Below are 18,024 nucleotides of genomic sequence, written 5' to 3' on the forward strand. Positions count from 1 at the left end.
GCTTAAACGGCGGGTGCCCGCCCGGTACTCATCCGGCCGTCCGGCGGGTTCTTGGATAGGTTAGGGCTGTGGTGACCCGCATCGTGATCCTCGGTGGAGGCCCGGCCGGTTACGAAGCCGCGCTGGTGGCCGCCACATCCCACCCCGATACCACCGACGTCACCGTCATCGACTCCGAAGGGATCGGCGGCGCGGCCGTACTGGACGACTGCGTGCCGTCCAAGACGTTCATCGCGTCGACCTGGCTGCGCACCGAACTGCGCCGCGCGCCCCGGCTGGGCTTCGACATCGACATCGACGACGCCAAGATCTCGCTGCCGCGGATCCACAAACGGGTCAGGACGCTGGCCGCCGAGCAGTCCGCCGACATCGCGGCCCAACTGCGCAGTGCCGGTGTGACTTTGGTCGCAGGACGCGGGGAGCTCTGCGACTCGGCCCCCGGCCTGGCCCGGCATCGCGTCAAGGCGACCCATTCGGACGGCTCCACCACCGAGCACGACGCCGACGTGGTCCTGATCGCCACCGGCGCCAGCCCGCGGGTGCTGCCGTCGGCCCAACCCGACGGCGAACGGATCCTGACCTGGCGCCAGCTTTACGACCTGGAGGCGCTGCCCGAGCACCTGATCGTGGTGGGCTCCGGCGTCACCGGCGCCGAGTTCGTGCACGCCTACACCGAGCTGGGCGTGCCGGTGACGGTGGCGGCCAGCCGGGACCGGGTGCTGCCTTACGAGGACGCCGACGCCGCGCTGGTCCTCGAGGAGGCGTTCGCCGAGCGCGGCGTCGACCTGATCAAGAACGCCCGCGCGGAATCCGTCGTCCGCACCGAGACCGGGGTCCTGGTCACGATGACCGACGGCCGGACCGTCGAGGGCAGCCACGCGCTGATGACGATCGGATCGGTGCCCAACACCAGCGGCCTCGGCCTGGAGCGGGTCGGCATCGAGCTGGGCCGCGGCGACTATTTGAAGGTGGACCGGGTGTCGCGGACGTCGGTTCCGGGCATCTACGCCGCCGGCGACTGCACCGGCCTGCTGTTGCTGGCCTCGGTGGCCGCCATGCAGGGCCGGATCGCGATGTATCACGCGCTGGGCGAGGGCGTCAGCCCGATCCGGTTGCGCACGGTGGCCTCGACGGTGTTCACCCGCCCCGAGATCGCGGCGGTGGGCGTGCCGCAGAGCATGATCGACGACGGCTCGGTGCCGGCCCGCACGATCATGCTGCCGCTGCGGACCAACGCGCGGGCCAAGATGTCCGGCCTGCAGCAGGGCTTCGTGAAGCTGTTCTGCCGGCAGGCCACCGGGGTGGTCATCGGCGGCGTGGTGGTGGCGCCGATCGCCTCCGAGCTGATCCTGCCGATCGCCGTGGCCGTGCAAAATCGCATCACGGTCAACGAGCTGGCGCAGACGCTGGCCGTGTACCCGTCGTTGTCCGGTTCGATCACCGAGGCCGCTCGCCGGCTGATGGCACACGACGATCTGGATTAGCCTGGCCCAAGTGAGGAGTCCGTTCCCGTGAGTGACCTGTTGTCCATGCTGGGCCCGCAGCAACGCGCGGCGGCCTGGAAGCGACTCGGCACCGAGCAGTTCGACGTCGTCGTGATCGGCGGCGGGGTAGTGGGCTCCGGGTGCGCGCTGGATGCCGCCACCCGCGGGCTCAAGGTCGCGCTGGTCGAGGCCCGAGACTTCGCCTCGGGGACCTCGAGTCGCTCGTCGAAGATGTTCCACGGCGGGCTGCGCTACCTCGAACAGCTGGAGTTCGGCCTGGTGCGCGAGGCGCTGCACGAGCGTGAGCTGTCGCTGACCACGCTGGCACCGCACCTGGTCAAGCCGCTGCCGTTCCTGTTCCCGCTGACCCACCGGTGGTGGGAGCGGCCCTACACCGCGGCCGGCATCTTCCTCTACGACAGCCTGGGCGGAGCGAAATCCGTTCCCGCCCAAAAGCATTTGACCCGCGCCGGCGCGCTGCGACTGAGCCCGGGCCTGAAGCGCAGCTCGCTGATCGGCGGGATCCGCTACTACGACACCGTCGTCGACGACGCCCGGCACACGATGACGGTCGCGCGCACCGCCGCGCATTACGGCGCGGTCGTGCGGTGCTCGACACAGGTGGTCGCGCTGCTGCGCGAGGGCGACCGGGTGATCGGGGTGCGGGTGCGCGACTCCGAGGACGGCTCGGTGACTGAGGTGCGCGGGCATGTCGTGGTCAACGCGACCGGGGTGTGGACCGACGAGATCCAGGCCCTGTCCAAGCAGCGCGGGCGCTTTCAGGTGCGCGCGTCCAAGGGCGTGCACGTGGTGGTGCCGCGGGACCGGATCGTCAGCGATGCCGCGATCATCCTGCGCACCGAGAAGTCGGTGATGTTCATCATTCCGTGGGGCAGCCACTGGATCATCGGCACCACCGACACCGACTGGAACCTCGACCTGGCCCACCCGGCGGCCACCAAGGCCGACATCGACTACATCCTGGGCACCGTCAACGCCGTGCTGGCCACGCCGCTGTCGCACGCCGACATCGACGGGGTGTACGCGGGACTGCGGCCGCTGCTGGCCGGGGAGAGCGAGGAGACCTCCAAGCTGTCCCGCGAGCACGCCGTCGCGGTGCCCGCGCCCGGCCTGGTCGCCATCGCCGGCGGGAAGTACACCACCTACCGGGTGATGGCCGCCGACGCGATCGATGCCGCGTCGCAGTTCGTTCCGGCCCGGGTGGCGCCCTCGATCACCGCGAAGGTGAGCCTGCTGGGTGCCGACGGCTATTTCGCCCTGATCAACCAGGTCGAGCACGTCGGCGAACTCGTCGGCCTGCACCCGTACCGGGTGCGCCATCTGCTGGACCGCTACGGCTCGCTGATGGACGACGTGCTGGCGCTGGCCGCCGATCGTCCCGAACTGCTAACCCCGATCAAGGACGCGCCGGGCTACCTGTTGGTCGAGGCGCTGTATGCCGTCGCCGCCGAGGGGGCCCTGCATCTCGAGGACATCCTGGCCCGCCGGATGCGGATCTCCATCGAATACCCGCACCGCGGCGTGGACTGCGCCCGCGAGGTCGCCGAACTGGTGGCTCCGGTACTGGGCTGGAGCGCCGGGGACGTCAACCGTGAGGTCGCGAACTACACCGCGCGGGTGGAGGCCGAGATCCTGTCGCAGGCCCAGCCCGACGACGTGTCGGCCGACGAGCTGCGCGCCAGCGCGCCCGAAGCGCGTGCCGAGATCCTCGAGCCGGTTCCTTTAACGTGAACCGGCCGTGAGGCCCGCCCCGCTGCCGGTGCGCGACGGATTGGGGCCCGCGCGGGTACGGCTGCACGGCGGGGCGGTGCTGGCCGAGCTGACCACGCGGTTCGGTGAGCAGGCCCGGGCCAAGGTCCTCGCCGGTGAGGTCGTCGACGCCGACGGCGCGGTGATCGAAGCGGCCACCGTGCTGCCCGCCGGCGCCAGCGTCTACCTCTACCGCGACCTGCCCGACGAGGTGCCGGTGCCGTTCGACATCCCGGTGCTCCATCGCGACGACGACATCGTGGTCGTGGACAAGCCGCACTTTCTGGCCACCATGCCGCGCGGTCGCCACGTCGCGCAGACCGCGCTGGTGCGGCTGCGCAACGAGCTGGGACTGCCCGAGCTCAGCCCCGCTCACCGGCTGGACCGGCTGACCGCCGGGGTGCTGTTGTTCACCACCCGGCGCGAGGTGCGCGGCGCCTACCAGATGCTGTTCGCCCGCGGGGAGGTCGGTAAGACGTATCTGGCTCGCGCGGCGGTCGATCCCGGCCTGGAGCTGCCACGCGTGGTGCGCCATCGAATCATCAAGCGCCGCAGCCACTTACAAGCCGTAATCGAGCCCGGTGAGCCGAACGCGGAGACGCTGGTGGAACTGTTGTCCCCGGACGGACTGTACCGGCTCACGCCGCGCACCGGACGCACCCATCAACTGCGGGTGCAGATGGCGTCGCTGGGATTGCCGATCATCGGAGATCCGTTGTATCCCAAGGTAATCGACGTGGCCGCCGACGATTTCAGCACTCCGCTGCGATTGCTGGCTCAACGCATCGAGTTCGACGATCCGTTCACCGGGTCGCGCCGTATGTTCGGCAGCCACCGCGACGCAGGATGACCTTGCGGATCTCGCTGACCCACAGCACTGTGCTGGACATGGCGATGCACACCAGCCACTGGCTCAGGGACAGCGGCTCGGTGGTGAAGGCCGTATTCAGCAGCGGCAGCTGCACCACCGCTACCTGGAGCAGCGCCGAGAAGGCGATCGCCGCCCACAGCCAGCCGTTGGCGAACAGGCCACGAAACACGGTCTGCGTCTCCGAGCGGGCATTGAGGGTGTTGAACAGCTGGGTGAGCACCAGCACGGTGAAGCCCGCGGTGCGGGCCGTGTCGAGCGACGACGGCAGCGGGCCGCCCGGGACATAGAGGTGGATTGTCAGCAGTGTCGCGGCCGCGACGGCCGCGCCGATCACGACGATGTTGTTCCACATCCGCCTGTCGATGACCCGATCCGACGCCGCCCGAGGCGGCAGGCCCATCAAGTCCTCGGTTTGCGGGTCCGCGCCCAAGGCCAGGGCCGGAGCGCCGTCGGTGAGCAGGTTGATCCACAGAATCTGGGTGGCCAGCAGCGGTAACGCCACGGTGTGCGCCTGCGACAGGCCGATCGCGCCGGCCAGGACCACCCCGAAAAAGACGGTCAGAACTTCCCCCATGTTCGAGGACAACAGGTATCGCAGGGACTTCTTGATGTTGGCGAAGATGCCGCGGCCCTCCCGGATGGCCCGCACGATCGTCGCGAAGTTGTCGTCGGCGAGAATCATGTTCGCCGCTTCTCGGGCGACGTCCGTGCCGGTGCGGCCCATGGCGATCCCGATGTCCGCCGATTTCAGGGCGGGTGCGTCATTGGTCCCCTCGCCGGTCACGGCCACGATCTCGTGGTCGGCCTGCAGGGCGCCGATGATGCGCAATTTGTCGGCCGGGCCCAGCTGCGTGTACTGCGAGTGCCGGCGCACCGTTTGCCGGAGCTGATCATCGGTCTGGGCGGCGATCTCCGCGCCGGATACCGCCGACTCGTTGTCTTCGATGCCGAGTTCGCGCGCGATGCGCGCCGCCGCGCGGGGATGGTCCCCCGTGATCATCACCACCCGGACCCCGGCGCGGTGGGCGTCGGCGATGGCCGTGGCGGCTCCTGGGCGAGGGGGATCGGTGAGGCCGACCATGCCCAGGTACGCCAGCGGCTGGTCGGGCCGGTCGGCCGCGGCCGGACAGGCCACCGCGACCGCGTGCAGCCCGTCGCGCGTGAGCCGCTCGGCGCCGCACCGGATGGTCGCCTTCGTCGCGGTGTCCAGCGGTACGAGTCGATCGCCGATCCGCACCTGTGTGCAGCGCGCCAGCACCGCATCCGGCTCACCCTTGGTCACGCGCGGCGACGGGGATGGTGCGGCACCGAGCTTCGTCTGGGCAATTAGGAAGGCCGCCTCGATGGGATCGCCCTCGGCAATCCGTTGGCCGTCCTGTTCCCGAAGTGAGGCATTCGCGCCGGCGGCGCGGGCGCCGAGCACCAATGCTGTTTGGCGCCAAAGGTTTTCACCCTCTCGAAGCTGGACCCCGTCGTGCTCGAACGTGCCTTCCGGCCGGTATCCCGCACCCGTCACGCTGACATCCCCGGCCGGGGTGAGGATTCGAACGACCGTCATCTCCCCGGTCGTCAGGGTGCCGGTCTTGCCAGAGCAGACCACCGAGGCCGATCCCAGGGTTTCGGCCGACGAGAGTTGTTTGACGACGGCGTTTTCGTCGGCCATCCGCCGTGTTCCCAGCGCGAGTACGACCGACATGATGGCGGGCAGCCCCTCCGGCACGGCGGCCACCGCCAGCGAGACACCGAGCAGCACCGCGGTGACCACATCATCGGCGCTGTGCACGCCGAAGACGATGAAGATGCTCGCGATCACCACGACGCCGAGAATCAGCACGGCGATCCCGAGAACACGGCTGGCGCGGTCGATCTCGCGCTGCAAGGGCGTCGCGGTGTCGTCGACGGCGCGCACCAGGCCGGCGATCTGACCCGTCTGCGTGGCCATCCCCGTGGCGGTCACCACCGCCCGCCCGGCGCCCTTGGCGACCGCCGTGCCCTTGAACACCATGCCGGCTTTCTCGTCCAGCGCCGTCGCCTCGGCCAGGGTCCGCGGATCTTTACGGGCCGGCTCACTCTCCCCGGTCAACGCGCTTTCCAGCACCTGCAGCCCGTCCGCCGACAGCAGCCTGGCATCGGCTGCCACGGCGTCGCCCTCCGTCAGCAGCAGCACATCACCGGGCACCACTTCGCTTGCGGCAACCCTGCATTCGATTCCGTCGCGCACGACGGTCGCTGTGGTCGTCGTCATCCGGGCCAACGCATCGACCGCGCGCTCGGCGTGGGCCTCCTGTCCGTAACCCAGTGCGGCGTTGAGGACCAGAATGACGCCGATCACCAACGCATCGACCGGCCAGCCGGCGGCCCCCTCGAGGGCCCAAACCACAAGGGAGGCAAGGAGTGCGGCCAGTAGCAGGTAAATCAGCGGACTGCGGAACTGGCTGACGATCTTTTTCCACTTCGGCAGCGGCGGGACACGTTCGATGTCGTTGGGTCCCACCGCGGCAAGGCGGCGAGCGGCCTCGTGCGCGGTCAAGCCGGCTTCGGGATCAGGTTCGACCAGGGCACACACGTGTCATCGGCCGCTCGCCGAGGCGGCTGAGGAGGCCTTGCGCCGGGACTCGATCATGCGGTTGAGCACGATGTGTTCGACGAGGATCGGCACGAAGGTCTGCACCGGCGCATTGACGAATTGTTGGGCGGCCTCTTGGCACCAGTCCTTGATCTGGGCGGTGCGCCGATCGTCATCAAGCCCCTCGTGCCGGGCCAGCTTGTCCGCGACCTCGACCACGGACCGCGCCACCGTTGCACGACCGGCCGGGGTGACGTCGGCGTCCGCCGGTACTTGCACCTTCGCCAACGCTTCTCGGGCAACCGCTTCGTCGGTGTCCGGACGGATGACGTGCAGCGTGAGATGGCGGCCGTCTTCGCCGATCAGGATGACACTGGCCGGCTCGTCGCTGATGAAGCCCAGCAATTCGATGGTGTGCCCGCCGATCTCGGCCAGGGCCGGGGTTGCGTCCCAGCCGTTGCGGCGGTAGCCCACCATGACGACCCGTCCCAGTCGTTCGGACACCGACGCCACCAGGTCGGGCAACTCCTCGACCAGGTTCTGCGACCGCGGCCACCAAGCTCCGTCGAGATGCTCCGAGGCGGCTCGATAAGGCGTGAGCTGCAATCGTGAATCACTGTTATCGCCAACCACTTTCGACTCCTTGAGTTAGTCGGGCCAACTCTTCGCCCGAGATTTGTCGTCGGATTACCTCAGCTGCCCGCCGCAGCAGGCGGGGAGCAATCGCGGGCAGCGCGCTGGCCACCGCAGCCCCGAGTAAGGCCTGACTCCAGGCCAGCGGGTCTACCGGGGTGCAGCCGAACAGCTGGCTTAGTCCCGGAGTGCTGACCACCACCACCAGCACTCCGAGTGAACCGACCGACGTCAGCACCACCATCGGCGCGTGCGAGTCGATCAGAGTCTGGGCAAGTTGCGTGCTCACCAGCGCGATCAGCCCGACGGTCGCGGCGCGCCGCGGCGTGCCGGTCACGCTGGCCATCGTCCAGGCCACCGTGGCGCCGATCGTGGTGGCCGCACCGCGAATCCCGATAGCGCGCCACATCGCCGCCTCGTCGCGGTCCTCATCGGCTTTGCCCGTCTGCGGGCTGACGGCCAGCGCGGCGGCGGGTAGCGCGTCCGTCAGCATGTTGACCAGCAGCATCTGCCGGGCGTTGAGCACCGACCGCCCGGTCAAGAGCGCGGTCATCGTCGCGAAGGACGCCTCGCCGAGGTTGCCGCCCAACAGCATCGAGACGGCCGAGTGCACCCGCTGCCACAACTGCCGGCCTTCGTCGAGCGCATCGAGCAGCGCCTCGATCCGTTCGTCGAGCAGCACCACGTCGGCCGCACTGCGCGCCGCGTCGCTGCCGCGGGCCGCCACCCCAATGCCCACGCTCGCCGCCCGGATCGCGGCGGCGTCGTTGACGCCGTCGCCGACCATCGCCGTGACCAGGCCCGCCCGCTCGAGGGTCTGGACCACGTCGATCTTGTCTTCCGGCGTCATCCGCGCGAACACCACACAGGATTTGACGGTCTGCGCCCGCTGGTCGGCGGAGAGCGCTTCCCAGTCGCTGCCGGTGATCACCTGATCGGCGCGCACGTCGATGCCCAGCTCTTGGGCGATTACCCGCGCGGTGCAGGGATGATCACCGGTGATCAGCCGGACCGCGATGTCGCGCTCGGACAGGCTTTGCAGCAGGGCGCGGGCCGTCGGCCGCGGAGTGTCTGCCAAACCGATCAGGCCGACCGGGGTGAGGCCCGACGTGCACACGCTCTCCAGATAGCCCGGGTTGGCCGCGGCGGCCGCGGCCTGGTGCGGGGTGAGTTCGCGCTCGGCGACCGCCAGCACCCGAAGACCATTGGCCGCCATCTCGTCGACCTGCTGTGCCAACGGCTGGTCGTCGTGCCGCAGCGCCGACGAGAGCGCCTCGGGTGATCCCTTGATGGTCAGTCGAGTGCCCACCAGCGCCGCGGCGAACGGCCGGCCGGATGACTGGAACGGCAGGAACGCGTCGCGGCTGCGCCGCGGTGGTGGCGGCATCCCGTCGCCTCGCAGCCGCGGGTCGTCGGCGGCTTGGGTGATGGCGTCGTCGGTGGCGTGGTCGACACGATGGGTGTGTCTGGCGTAGCTGGTGCTCACCGCCGCGTCGAGCACCTGCGCCGGGGTGTAGCCGGCCATCGGGTGCACCGATTTGACCCTCAGCCGGTTCTCGCTGAGCGTCCCGGTCTTGTCGAAGCAGACCACGTTCAACCGGGCCAGCGCTTCGATCGAGTGCGGATTGCGGATCAGGACCGATCGGCTGGTGAGCCGGCGGGCCGCGGACAGCTGGGCCAGGGTGGCGACCAATGGCAACCCCTCCGGAATGGCCGCGATGACCAAGGTGACCGCACTGGACATCGCGTCGCGCAACGGTGTGCCGCGCACCAGGCTGATCAGCCCCACCAGGCCGCCGCTGGCCACGCTGAACGGCAACGCCCGGCCGGTGATGTGGCGCAACTGCCGCTGCAGGCCGACCTCTTGCAATTTCCGCGGGGCCATCGCCAGCGCTCGGCGCATCTCCGAGCGCGAGCTCGCCGCGGTAACCACGGCCACCGCGGTGCCCGCGACGACCGTGGTGCCGGCATAGATCATGCAGGTGCGCTCGGCGAGCGGGGCGCCCGGTGTGGGCTCGGTCTGCTTGGCCACCGGTAGCGATTCGCCGGTCAGTGTGGATTCGTCGACTTCGAGATTGACCGCGTGCAGCAGTCGGGCGTCCGCCGGGACCACCTCGTCGGCACGGACTTCGATGACGTCGCCGAGCCGCAGCCGCCTGGTGGCAACGTTCTCGTAGCGCTGCGCCTGCACTCGGCCCACGTAGCGACGCGCAGGCGGATCCTGCACGGCTAGCAGGCGATCCAGCGTGCGTTCGGCGTACAGCTGCTGCTCGGCCGACAACGCCGCATTGGACAACAGGACGCTACCCACCAGGACCGCATCCAACGGGGAGCCGAGCAGCGCGCTGGCCAGCGCCCCGGTGGCCAGCAGCGGGGTGATCGGGTCCGCCAGGTCGCCGCGCATCTCGCCGACGAAGTCGCGGAGCAGACCCCATGACGCCGCGGTGGCATCGTGTACCGCACGAACCGCCGGCCGCTGGGACCACCACGTTGGTACTTCCACCACGCGTTGGTCGGTGGGGCGGGGCAACAGTCGCTGCACTTCCGTCACGGGCAGTGCGTGCCATTCGTGGCTGGTCTCCGGCTCGGGCAACGGATCGCGAAACGCCTTGGCGGCGGCCCGGTATCCGAGCCACAGGCTGGTGACCATGCCGATGTTGACCGACGTTGAACTGCGGCCGGGCACACCGGGAATCAACATCAAGGCGCCGAGCGCCGACGCCGAGGCGGACAGCCGGACGGCACCCTCGGTGGCGGACCGGGCGGCGGGCAGTGCGTGCAGCACCCGCCAGACGCCGGTCAGGTCGTCGACGATCACGTCGGCATTCCACGGCGGCGGCCGCCCGTCGCGCAGCACGCCGATCGTGATGTCGGACCGGTGCGCGGCCCGCATCTCCGCCGTCGTCAGCAGCGCCACGGTGGCGCCGCCGGCCTTCAGTTCGGCCACCGCCGCTGCCACCGCGTGGTCGATCGAACCGTCTGTGGGATAGAGCTGGTCGAATCCCCTTGCCAGAGAACGTAACCCGTCGTCGTACAGGGAGAATATCCGCGGCTGTGAGCGGCGCGCTTCGGTCAGCACCGCCGCGGCGAACGGATCGCGAACCGGGCTGATCAGCGCCTCGCCGATACCGCCGGCGCCGGGGATGTCGGCCAGCTGGTGCCATCCCGGCTTCAGGCCGTCACGTTCGAGTTCGCCACGCACTGCTTCCCATGCGTGGGAACGTACCGAGTTCTCCACTCCCAGAACGCGACTGACCATCAGCTCGTCGGTGTAGAGCGCCCGCGGGTCGATCATGATCGCGTCGATCCGATCCAGTGAGCGCAGCACGCGAGGGTGCAGCACCAGCGCGTCATGGTGGACGTTGAGGCCGCTGCTCATCGCACAGGCGAACGCCTCACGTACGGTGCGCAACGGCTTCGGAACGGTACTGAGCGCGGCGGCACCGGCCGTGTCGAGATTCCGTGACAGCAGACCCACCAGCGCGCCGGCACCGATGCCGGCCAGGCCGATGCGGTTCGCGTAGCGTTCGGCGGGACCGTCGGGCGGGCGGGGCCGGTCCCGCGTCGTCAACGCCGCATCGTCCGGAATCGGTTGGCAGCCCACGGTGGATTCATGCCGGAACCACGCCAGCCGGCAACTCCACGCCTCCACCGCCAGCAGCGTGTTGGTAGCGGCCTCGGCGGCCGCCGCCGTCGGCGACACCGTCAGCGCGGCGGTGACGGCGTTGACCAAACCGAACAACACATCGGTTCCCTCCGGACCAAGGCGTTGTTCCAGCTCTCGACGCGCTCGCGGCAGGTGATCGGCCAGCGTCGGTACCACGGCCACCAAGTCGGGCATTCTGGGCAGGCGCAGCAGGCTGCCGGTCAGTGAAAGGCCAAGGCCCACAGTGGCGGCCGTGGCCGCGACCATCCGCGCCACCAGCAGCGCATCGTCGCCCGGCAGCGAGGCCGGGTGTTGTCGAGTGGCGCCAACCCGGGCGCGCGATTCGGCGTTCTCGACGATCCGGCACAGGTCGGTCAGCGAGGGCGCATCGGCGGCTTCGGTGTCCAGGGTCACCACGACCCGCGCCAGGGCACGGTTGAGGAAGGCCGTGTGAACACCGGGTGTCGCGCGGACGGCGGTCAGCACGTCGGTGCCGATGGCGCGGGCATGTTCGCCGCCGAGACCTCGCACCTCGATCCAGCACCGCGGCCCGCTGCGACTGGTGCGCCGTGCCGCGGGGCCGCCCAGCGCCTCGATCAGCACGCCCGCCGTCGCGCGTGCCGCCGACGAAAAATCCGGCGCGGCATGGGTTAACGTTTTGCTGAGGGTGCCGCCGACCGTCGCCCGCAACGGGCCGGTCACCAAGGCAAAGCCCGGTAAACCACGCGGCGTGATCACCTCGCCAGACTATGTGGCGCCGGGCTGATTCAGAGGAGGCGTAAGGCCCCCCTTCAGGGGCTTTCGTCCCTTGCGAGCGGTTCCCGAACAAGGCGAACATCGTTGTCGAGCCACTCGCTTTCAGGGAGGTCTTCACCGATGCGTACCGCCTATCACCAACAGCTGGCCAACCTGACCACGCAGCTGGGCGACATGTGCGCCCTGGCGGGCGTCGCGATGAAGCGCGCGACCCGGGCTCTGCTCGAGGCCGACAATGTCGCCGCCGAGCAGGTGATCGGCGACCACGAGCGGATCGTGGCATTGCGGGCCCGCGTTGAAAAGGAAGCCTTCGCGCTGCTGGTGTTGCAACAACCGGTGGCCAGCGAATTGCGAGCGGTCTTCAGCTCGATACAAATCATCGCCGACGTGGAACGCATGGGTGCGCTGGCGGTGCATATCGCGAAGATCGCCCGGCGCGAGTACCCCAACCACGTCCTGCCCGCCGAAGTCGGCGACTACTTCACGGCCATGGCCAAGGTGGCAATTACGTTGGGCGACAGTGCGAAAAGCGCATTGATATCCTGCGATCCGCGACAAGCCGGTCTGCTTCACGAGCAAGACGACGCGATGGATGACCTGTATCGGGAGCTGTTCGGTGTGCTGATAGATCGGGAATGGCCGCACAGCGTCTCCGCCGGTGTCGAAACGGCATTGCTGGGCCGCTTCTACGAGCGCTTCGCCGACCACGCCGTGGAGATCGGCCGTCGTGTCATCTTCATCAACAGCGGAGTATTGCCGAATGAGGATGAGATCTCCGCGTACTGACGCCGGGGGTCTATAAGTTGGTTATGAGCGAAGAACGCACGCTGGTCATCGTTGCCGGCTATCAAGGCCTCGAGGCAGCCCGCCACGACTTTCACACCCTGACCGACCGCGCTAAGGCCAAGAGCCTGCGGGTACGCGACGCGGTGCTGGTCGGCAAGGACGCCGAGGGCAATCGCGTGTTCGTCGACAGCGGCAATCGCCTCGGCCGTCGTGGCGCCAAGTGGGGGGCGGGCGCGGGCCTGGCCGCGGGCCTGCTCTCGCCGGCGTCGGTGGTCACGGCGGCAGTCGGCGCCGCGGCCGGCGCCCTGGCGGGCACCTTCTTGAATCAGAAGGTCAAGGGCGGGCTATCCGACCAGATCGGCGAACAGATGGCCGCCGACAGTGCCGTGATCGTCGTCCTGGCTCCGGACGAATCCCGATTGGCCGTCCAGCAGGCGCTGGCCGGCTCGCCGATGAAATCTATTGCAGAGCTTGGTCATTCGACCTTGCGTGGCTTCGGCGCGGCGCTCGGTGAGGCGATGGGCAAGTTCAACCCGGACCGCACCCGGTTACCGATCCCGCAGCGCGGCTTCGGCGGCACCGTGGGCCGCACCGTGGCTGAGTCGGTGGGGGACTGGACGATCGTGCCCGGTGCCGCCGCACCCGAGGGCGCGCCGAACGTGCTGATCGTGCTGATCGACGACGCCGGCTTCGGCGGCCCGGACACCTTCGGCGGCGCTATCCGCACCCCGACACTGTCCCGGTTGGCGCGTAACGGGTTGGTTTATAACCGATTTCACGTTACCGCGGTGTGCTCGCCGACCCGCGCGGCGTTGCTGACCGGACGCAACCACCACCGGGTCGGCTTCGGATCGGTGTGCGAGTTTCCCGGGCCTTACCCCGGCTACTCGGCGGCCAAGCCGCGCAGCTGCGCCGCGCTACCGCGGATTCTTCGCGACAACGGTTATGTAACAAGCGCTTTCGGCAAGTGGCATCTGACTTCGGACAACGTGCAGGGCGCTGCGGGTCCGTTCGACAACTGGCCGCTCGGCTGGGGATTCGACCACTTCTGGGGCTTCCCGTCGGGAGCCGCGGGCCAGTACGACCCGATCATCAGCCAGGACAATTCCGTGCTTGGCATACCCCCGGGCCAGGGTGGTAAGCCGTACTACTTCCCCGACGATCTCACCGACAAGGCCGTCGAGTGGTTGCACACCGTGCGGGCGGCCAACGCCACCAAGCCGTGGATGATGTACTACGCGACCGGCGCCACCCACGCGCCGCACCACGTGTTCGCCGAGTGGGCCGACAAGTATCGCGGTCAATTCGACGAGGGTTGGGACGTGTACCGGCAGAAGACCTTTGAGCGGCAAAAGCAGCTCGGGATCATTCCGCCCGACGCCGAACTCACCGAGCGGCCCGATCTTTTTCCGGCGTGGGACAGCCTGTCGCAGACCCAGCGCCAACTCTATGCCCGGCAGATGGAGGTGTTCGCCGGGTTCTCGGAGAACGCCGACTGGAATGTCGGTCGCCTGCTGGACGCGATCGACGGTCTCGGCGAGTCCGACAACACGATGGTCTTCTACATCTGGGGCGACAACGGCGCCAGCATGGAGGGCACCAACACCGGTTCGTTCAACGAAATGACGTTCATCAACGGCCTCGATCTCACCGCCGAGCAGCAGTTGGCACTCATCGAGCAATACGGCGGGATCGAGGCGCTGGGCGACGAGGACACCGCACCGCATTTCGCCAGCGCCTGGGCGCACGCCAACAACACCCCGTATCAGTGGGGCAAACAGATGGCCAGCCACCTCGGCGGCACCCGCGATCCGATGGTGGTGGCCTGGCCGAGCCGGATCCGGCCCGACGCCCAAGTGCGCGACCAGTTCACACACTGCATCGACATTGCGCCAACGGTGTTGGAGGCCATCGGTTTACCGGAACCGAGCAGTGTCGACGGGTTCGAGCAGGAGCCGATGGACGGCACCAGCTTCATCCACACCTTCGACGACTCGGCGGCACCAGAGCGGCACACCGTGCAGTACTTCGAGAACTTCGGCAGCCGCGCGTTGTACAAGGACGGCTGGTGGGCCTGCGCCCGGCTGGACAAGGCGCCATGGGATCTGTCGCCGCGGACCATGCAGCGGTTCGCGCCGGGCAACTACGACCCCGACGACGACGTCTGGGAGCTGTACTACCTGCCCGACGACTTCTCTCAGGCCAACGACCTGGCCGGCGAGCATCCCGACAAGCTTGCCGAGCTGATCGAACTGTGGTGGCACGAAGCTGAAAAGAACCGGGTACTACCGCTTCTCGGCGGACTTGCGGTGATGTTCGGCGACCTGCCGCCGCTGCCCACCACCACGCGGTTCAGCTTCTCCGGCGGCGTGCAGAACATTCAGCGCGGCATGGTGCCGCGCATCTTCGGCCGTTCCTACGCGATCGAAGCGCGGCTGCACATCCCCGGGGCCGGAGCGCAGGGGGTGCTCGTCGCCAACGCCGACTTCATGGGCGGGTTCGCGTTGTGGGTCGACGAGGAGCGCAAGCTGCACCACACGTATTCGTTCCTCGGCGTCGAGACCTATCGGCAGGTATCGACCGAGGCACTGCCCGTCGGCGATGTCACCGTGCGGATGCTGTTCGAATCGGCCCAGCCCGTCGTCGGTTCGGGGGGACGCGTGACGCTATGGGCCGGCGACCGGTTGATCGGAGAGGGCGAACTGCCGCAGACGGTGAGTCTGGCCTTCACGTCGTACGCGGGGATGGACATCGGCCGCGACAACGGGTTGGTCGTCGATCGCGAATACGAGGATAGGGCGCCCTACGCGTTCACCGGAACCGTCAAGGAGGTCGTCTTCGACCTGATGCCGGTTCCGGTGAACGCTGAGCAGGCGCTACACGAGCACGCCGCTGTCCAAGCTGTCGGACAGGGAGCGGCCGGTTAGCCGTTGTCGCCAGGCAGCACGCGGGTCAAGGCGTCGTGAATACCCTGGTTGATGCGATCCGCGGCCAGTGGGCTGGCGAATGGGGGCGGTGCCCCGCAGGTACAGGAAAATTGGTTGAACACCACGTCCGCGTTAGCAGGTGCGGCGAGTCCAACCGTGGCACCTAGAACGACCGCGCCACCAATTATTATCTTCGTGATCATTTTTAGTCCTCCGTCTGTTCACCTGTTGTTAAAGTGTACGCACAGACGAAGGCGCAACGGCGTCGGCTCGCCGTTTTGTGGTGGTTTGTGGCCGTTTCGTTAGGTCGACGGCGGTGCCGGCGGAGGTGCAGGCTCCGGCGGCGGCTTGTACTGCGGGCAGTAGGCGCGAATGGCCGCGCCGACGAAGTAGCCTGCGTCGTAGTCGGGCAGGCTGCTGCTGTTCATCACGTCGATGACGACTTCGTTGGGCGTCATCCCCTGGGCGAGGTACTCACAGACCTTCCGCGCTGCCGCGATTGCAGCGGGGACGGAATCGTGGGTGATGCCGTCGGCAATCAGCAGCTGGATGAATTTGTCGTCGTTTGCGTCGGCGTGGGCGGCAGGGGCCACCCCCGCGCCGAGCACGCCAAGCGACACGGCCATCGCTGCTACGAGTCGGGTGCCCGACGGCATCTTCAGGGAGCCGGGCTTGGCAATTTTCACGTTCCTCATCATGGCTCAAATCGCGATGGTTGCCAATGTGAGTAACTCTGGCCGGGAGTTGAACATGGCCGTTTTCAGTGCCGGCCTATCCAATACCCGCCCGAGGTGATCGAACCGTCACTGCGGTAGGTAATTTGACCCTCATGCCGTATGGACGATTGCTACCGCTGGCGCTGCTGGCGGTCTGTCTCGTCGGCTGCGGCGTGCAGCACGTATCGGCGGCCACGCCGCGCGATCTGGCCGGAAAGTTTCGGTCCGGCGGCCTGGACCGCACCTACGTAATGCACCTGCCACCCGGGGATCCCGTCGGTTTGGTACTCAGCCTGCACGGAGGCGGCGGCAGCGGAAAGGGCCAGAAGGGTCTGACGGACTTCGACGCCGTCGCTGACGCCAACAACCTGCTGGTGGTTTACCCCGACGGTTACGACAAGAGCTGGGCCGACGGGCGGGGAGCTTCGCCCGCCGATCGCCGCCATGTCGACGACGTCGGCTTCCTGGTGGGGCTGGCCGACAAGCTGCGCAACGACTACAACATCGCGCCCGGACACGTATTCGTCACCGGAATGTCCAACGGCGGCTTCATGTCCAACCGGCTGGCTTGCGATCGTGCTGATGTTTTTTCGGCGATCGCGCCGGTGGCGGGCACGCTGGGCGTCGGCGTGGCGTGTAATCCGTCGCAGCCCGTTTCGGTGTGGGAGGCGCACGGGACCGCGGATCCGCTGGTGCATTTCAACGGCGGGGACGTACGTGGTCGCGGGGGGTTGAGCCACTCCATTTCGGTCAAAAGCATGGTGGACAAGTGGCGTTCGGCCGATGGATGCCAGGGTGACCCGATGGCCCAGGTTCTGCCCAACGTCGGCGACGGCACCGTCGTGCACCGCATCGAATCGACGGCGTGCGCGGCGGCCACCGAGGTGGTCTTCTACCAAATCGACAACGGCGGGCACACCTGGCCGGGCGGCAAGCAGTATTTGCCGAGGGCGGTGATCGGGCCGACCACGCGAGTGTTGGACGGATCCGAATCGATCGCGCAATTCTTCCTGGCGCATGCCCGCGACTAGCCGTCGCCGATTCGCATTGTTCCGCAGGATTTCCCGGCGGGGTTGAACAACGTGTTTGTGAAGTTCGCCCAGAGTTTGGGGTTCAGCGCTGACAGGACGGACACCAGTAGGCCACCCGGGCGGCAGTGTCATCGATGTTGATGCGCGTGCCGCAGCGCCGGCAGCTCTGCCCGGCGCGGCCGTAGACCCACAGCTGCCGGCCCGCCCGGGTGTCGCCGGTGGTGCAGCGGTTCCAGCGGAAGCGGTTGGCCCACAGCATGTCCCGGGCTCGCGACACCAAACGGCGCGGGTCTGCGATCGCGCTGACCGGTGCGGTGGGCAAGTGTCCACTGACGAAACACAATTCGTTGCAGTAGACGTTGCCGACCCCGGCCATCACCCGCTGGTCGAGCAACGCCTCGGCCAGCGGCCGGTCCGGGCTTGCGGCCAAGTTCGCCGCGGCCAGGTCGGGATCCCAGTCCGGGCCCAACAGATCGGGCCCCAAATGGGCGACCGCTTCGCCGTCGCGATCGCGGTCGAGAACCTCGAGCACGCCAAGATCGATGCCGACAGCACGAATACCGTTGGCTTCCAAGATGATACGTGCGCGATGGTCTATCCGCACCGGGCGGTTTCCGACTCGCCAGCTGCCGTCCATTTTCAGGTGTGAGTGGATGCTGGCCCGCCCGGCCCGGATGAACAGGTGCTTGCCGCGGCTGAGCACCTCGTCGACCACGGTGCCGGTCAGGTCGACGGTGGCGAATTGCGGCACCCGGACGTCGCAGCGGGTCAGCGTTTGCCCGGCCAGGTGCTCGCGCAGCATGGCCGCGGTGTGCCAGACGGTGTCACCCTCGGGCAT

The 18,024-nt window shown here is 68.2% G+C and carries 11 protein-coding genes; 6 read left to right on the top strand and 5 right to left on the bottom strand.

Annotated elements, in window-relative coordinates; genetic code table 11:
* Nucleotides 1-68: 68 nt before the first annotated feature.
* The 3 genes from MAAFP003_RS05645 to MAAFP003_RS05655 are packed head-to-tail and all read left to right on the top strand — an operon-like array spanning nt 69 to nt 4,104.
* Complete coding sequence (locus MAAFP003_RS05645; RefSeq protein ID WP_096285155.1) at nt 69-1,484, top strand: NAD(P)H-quinone dehydrogenase; 1,416 nt, start codon at nt 69-71, stop codon at nt 1,482-1,484.
* 45 nt (nt 1,485-1,529) lie between these two features.
* Nucleotides 1,530-3,236 (top strand): glycerol-3-phosphate dehydrogenase/oxidase, encoded by a 1,707-nt coding sequence (locus MAAFP003_RS05650; RefSeq protein ID WP_096290903.1) that lies wholly within the window; start codon nt 1,530-1,532, stop codon nt 3,234-3,236.
* A 7-nt stretch (nt 3,237-3,243) separates the two neighbouring features.
* Entirely contained in the window at nt 3,244-4,104 is an 861-nt protein-coding gene (locus MAAFP003_RS05655) for a pseudouridine synthase (protein ID WP_096285157.1), read from the top strand.
* On the opposite strand, the gene MAAFP003_RS05660 is transcribed toward MAAFP003_RS05655, so the two are convergent.
* The 3 genes from MAAFP003_RS05660 to MAAFP003_RS05670 are packed head-to-tail and all read right to left on the bottom strand — an operon-like array spanning nt 4,058 to nt 11,708.
* Nucleotides 4,058-6,691 (bottom strand): cation-translocating P-type ATPase, encoded by a 2,634-nt coding sequence (locus MAAFP003_RS05660; RefSeq protein WP_096285159.1) that lies wholly within the window; start codon nt 6,689-6,691, stop codon nt 4,058-4,060. The genes MAAFP003_RS05655 and MAAFP003_RS05660 overlap by 47 nt on opposite strands.
* 3 nt (nt 6,692-6,694) lie before the next feature.
* Nucleotides 6,695-7,324: a DUF5994 family protein gene (locus MAAFP003_RS05665; RefSeq protein ID WP_096285161.1), complete on the bottom strand. Its 630-nt coding sequence runs from the start codon at nt 7,322-7,324 to the stop codon at nt 6,695-6,697.
* Entirely contained in the window at nt 7,311-11,708 is a 4,398-nt protein-coding gene (locus MAAFP003_RS05670; protein WP_096285163.1) for a cation-translocating P-type ATPase, read from the bottom strand. Before MAAFP003_RS05670 ends, MAAFP003_RS05665 begins: the two co-directional genes overlap by 14 nt.
* A 138-nt stretch (nt 11,709-11,846) precedes the next feature.
* On the opposite strand from MAAFP003_RS05670, the gene phoU reads away from it, so the two are divergent.
* Together phoU and MAAFP003_RS05680 are read left to right on the top strand one after the other, a co-directional pair.
* Nucleotides 11,847-12,512, top strand: coding sequence for a phosphate signaling complex protein PhoU (gene phoU / locus MAAFP003_RS05675; RefSeq protein WP_096285165.1), 666 nt, complete (start codon nt 11,847-11,849; stop codon nt 12,510-12,512).
* A gap of 23 nt (nt 12,513-12,535) precedes the next feature.
* The gene (locus MAAFP003_RS05680) at nt 12,536-15,439 is read left to right on the top strand and encodes an arylsulfatase (protein ID WP_096285167.1); all 2,904 of its coding nucleotides are present in this window, start codon (nt 12,536-12,538) and stop codon (nt 15,437-15,439) included.
* Nucleotides 15,440-15,741: 302 nt separating this feature from the next.
* Here the strand turns inward: MAAFP003_RS05680 and MAAFP003_RS05685 are convergent, their stop codons facing one another.
* Entirely contained in the window at nt 15,742-16,125 is a 384-nt protein-coding gene (locus MAAFP003_RS05685) for a DUF732 domain-containing protein (protein WP_243393785.1), read from the bottom strand.
* A 143-nt stretch (nt 16,126-16,268) separates the two neighbouring features.
* On the opposite strand from MAAFP003_RS05685, the gene MAAFP003_RS05690 reads away from it, so the two are divergent.
* The gene (locus MAAFP003_RS05690; protein ID WP_096285171.1) at nt 16,269-17,186 is read left to right on the top strand and encodes an extracellular catalytic domain type 1 short-chain-length polyhydroxyalkanoate depolymerase; all 918 of its coding nucleotides are present in this window, start codon (nt 16,269-16,271) and stop codon (nt 17,184-17,186) included.
* 82 nt (nt 17,187-17,268) lie between these two features.
* Here MAAFP003_RS05690 and nei2 read toward each other — a convergent pair whose 3' ends face one another.
* A complete protein-coding gene (gene nei2 / locus MAAFP003_RS05695) occupies nt 17,269-18,024 on the bottom strand; it encodes an endonuclease VIII Nei2 (protein WP_096285173.1) in 756 nt (251 codons plus the stop codon).

The sequence above is a fragment of the Mycobacterium ahvazicum genome, assembly GCF_900176255.2.
Taxonomy (GTDB): Bacteria; Actinomycetota; Actinomycetes; order Mycobacteriales; family Mycobacteriaceae; genus Mycobacterium; species Mycobacterium ahvazicum.

Excerpts from the sequence above, each read along its gene's own strand:
- MAAFP003_RS05650 (WP_096290903.1), top strand. The coding sequence starts at position 1,530 with ATGCTGGGCCCGCAGCAACGCGCGGCGGCCTGGAAGCGACTCGGCACC.
- phoU (WP_096285165.1), top strand. The coding sequence starts at position 11,847 with ATGCGTACCGCCTATCACCAACAGCTGGCCAACCTGACCACGCAGCTG.
- MAAFP003_RS05680 (WP_096285167.1), top strand. The coding sequence starts at position 12,536 with ATGAGCGAAGAACGCACGCTGGTCATCGTTGCCGGCTATCAAGGCCTC.
- MAAFP003_RS05690 (WP_096285171.1), top strand. The coding sequence starts at position 16,269 with ATGCCGTATGGACGATTGCTACCGCTGGCGCTGCTGGCGGTCTGTCTC.
- nei2 (WP_096285173.1), bottom strand. The coding sequence starts at position 18,024 with ATGCCCGAGGGTGACACCGTCTGGCACACCGCGGCCATGCTGCGCGAG.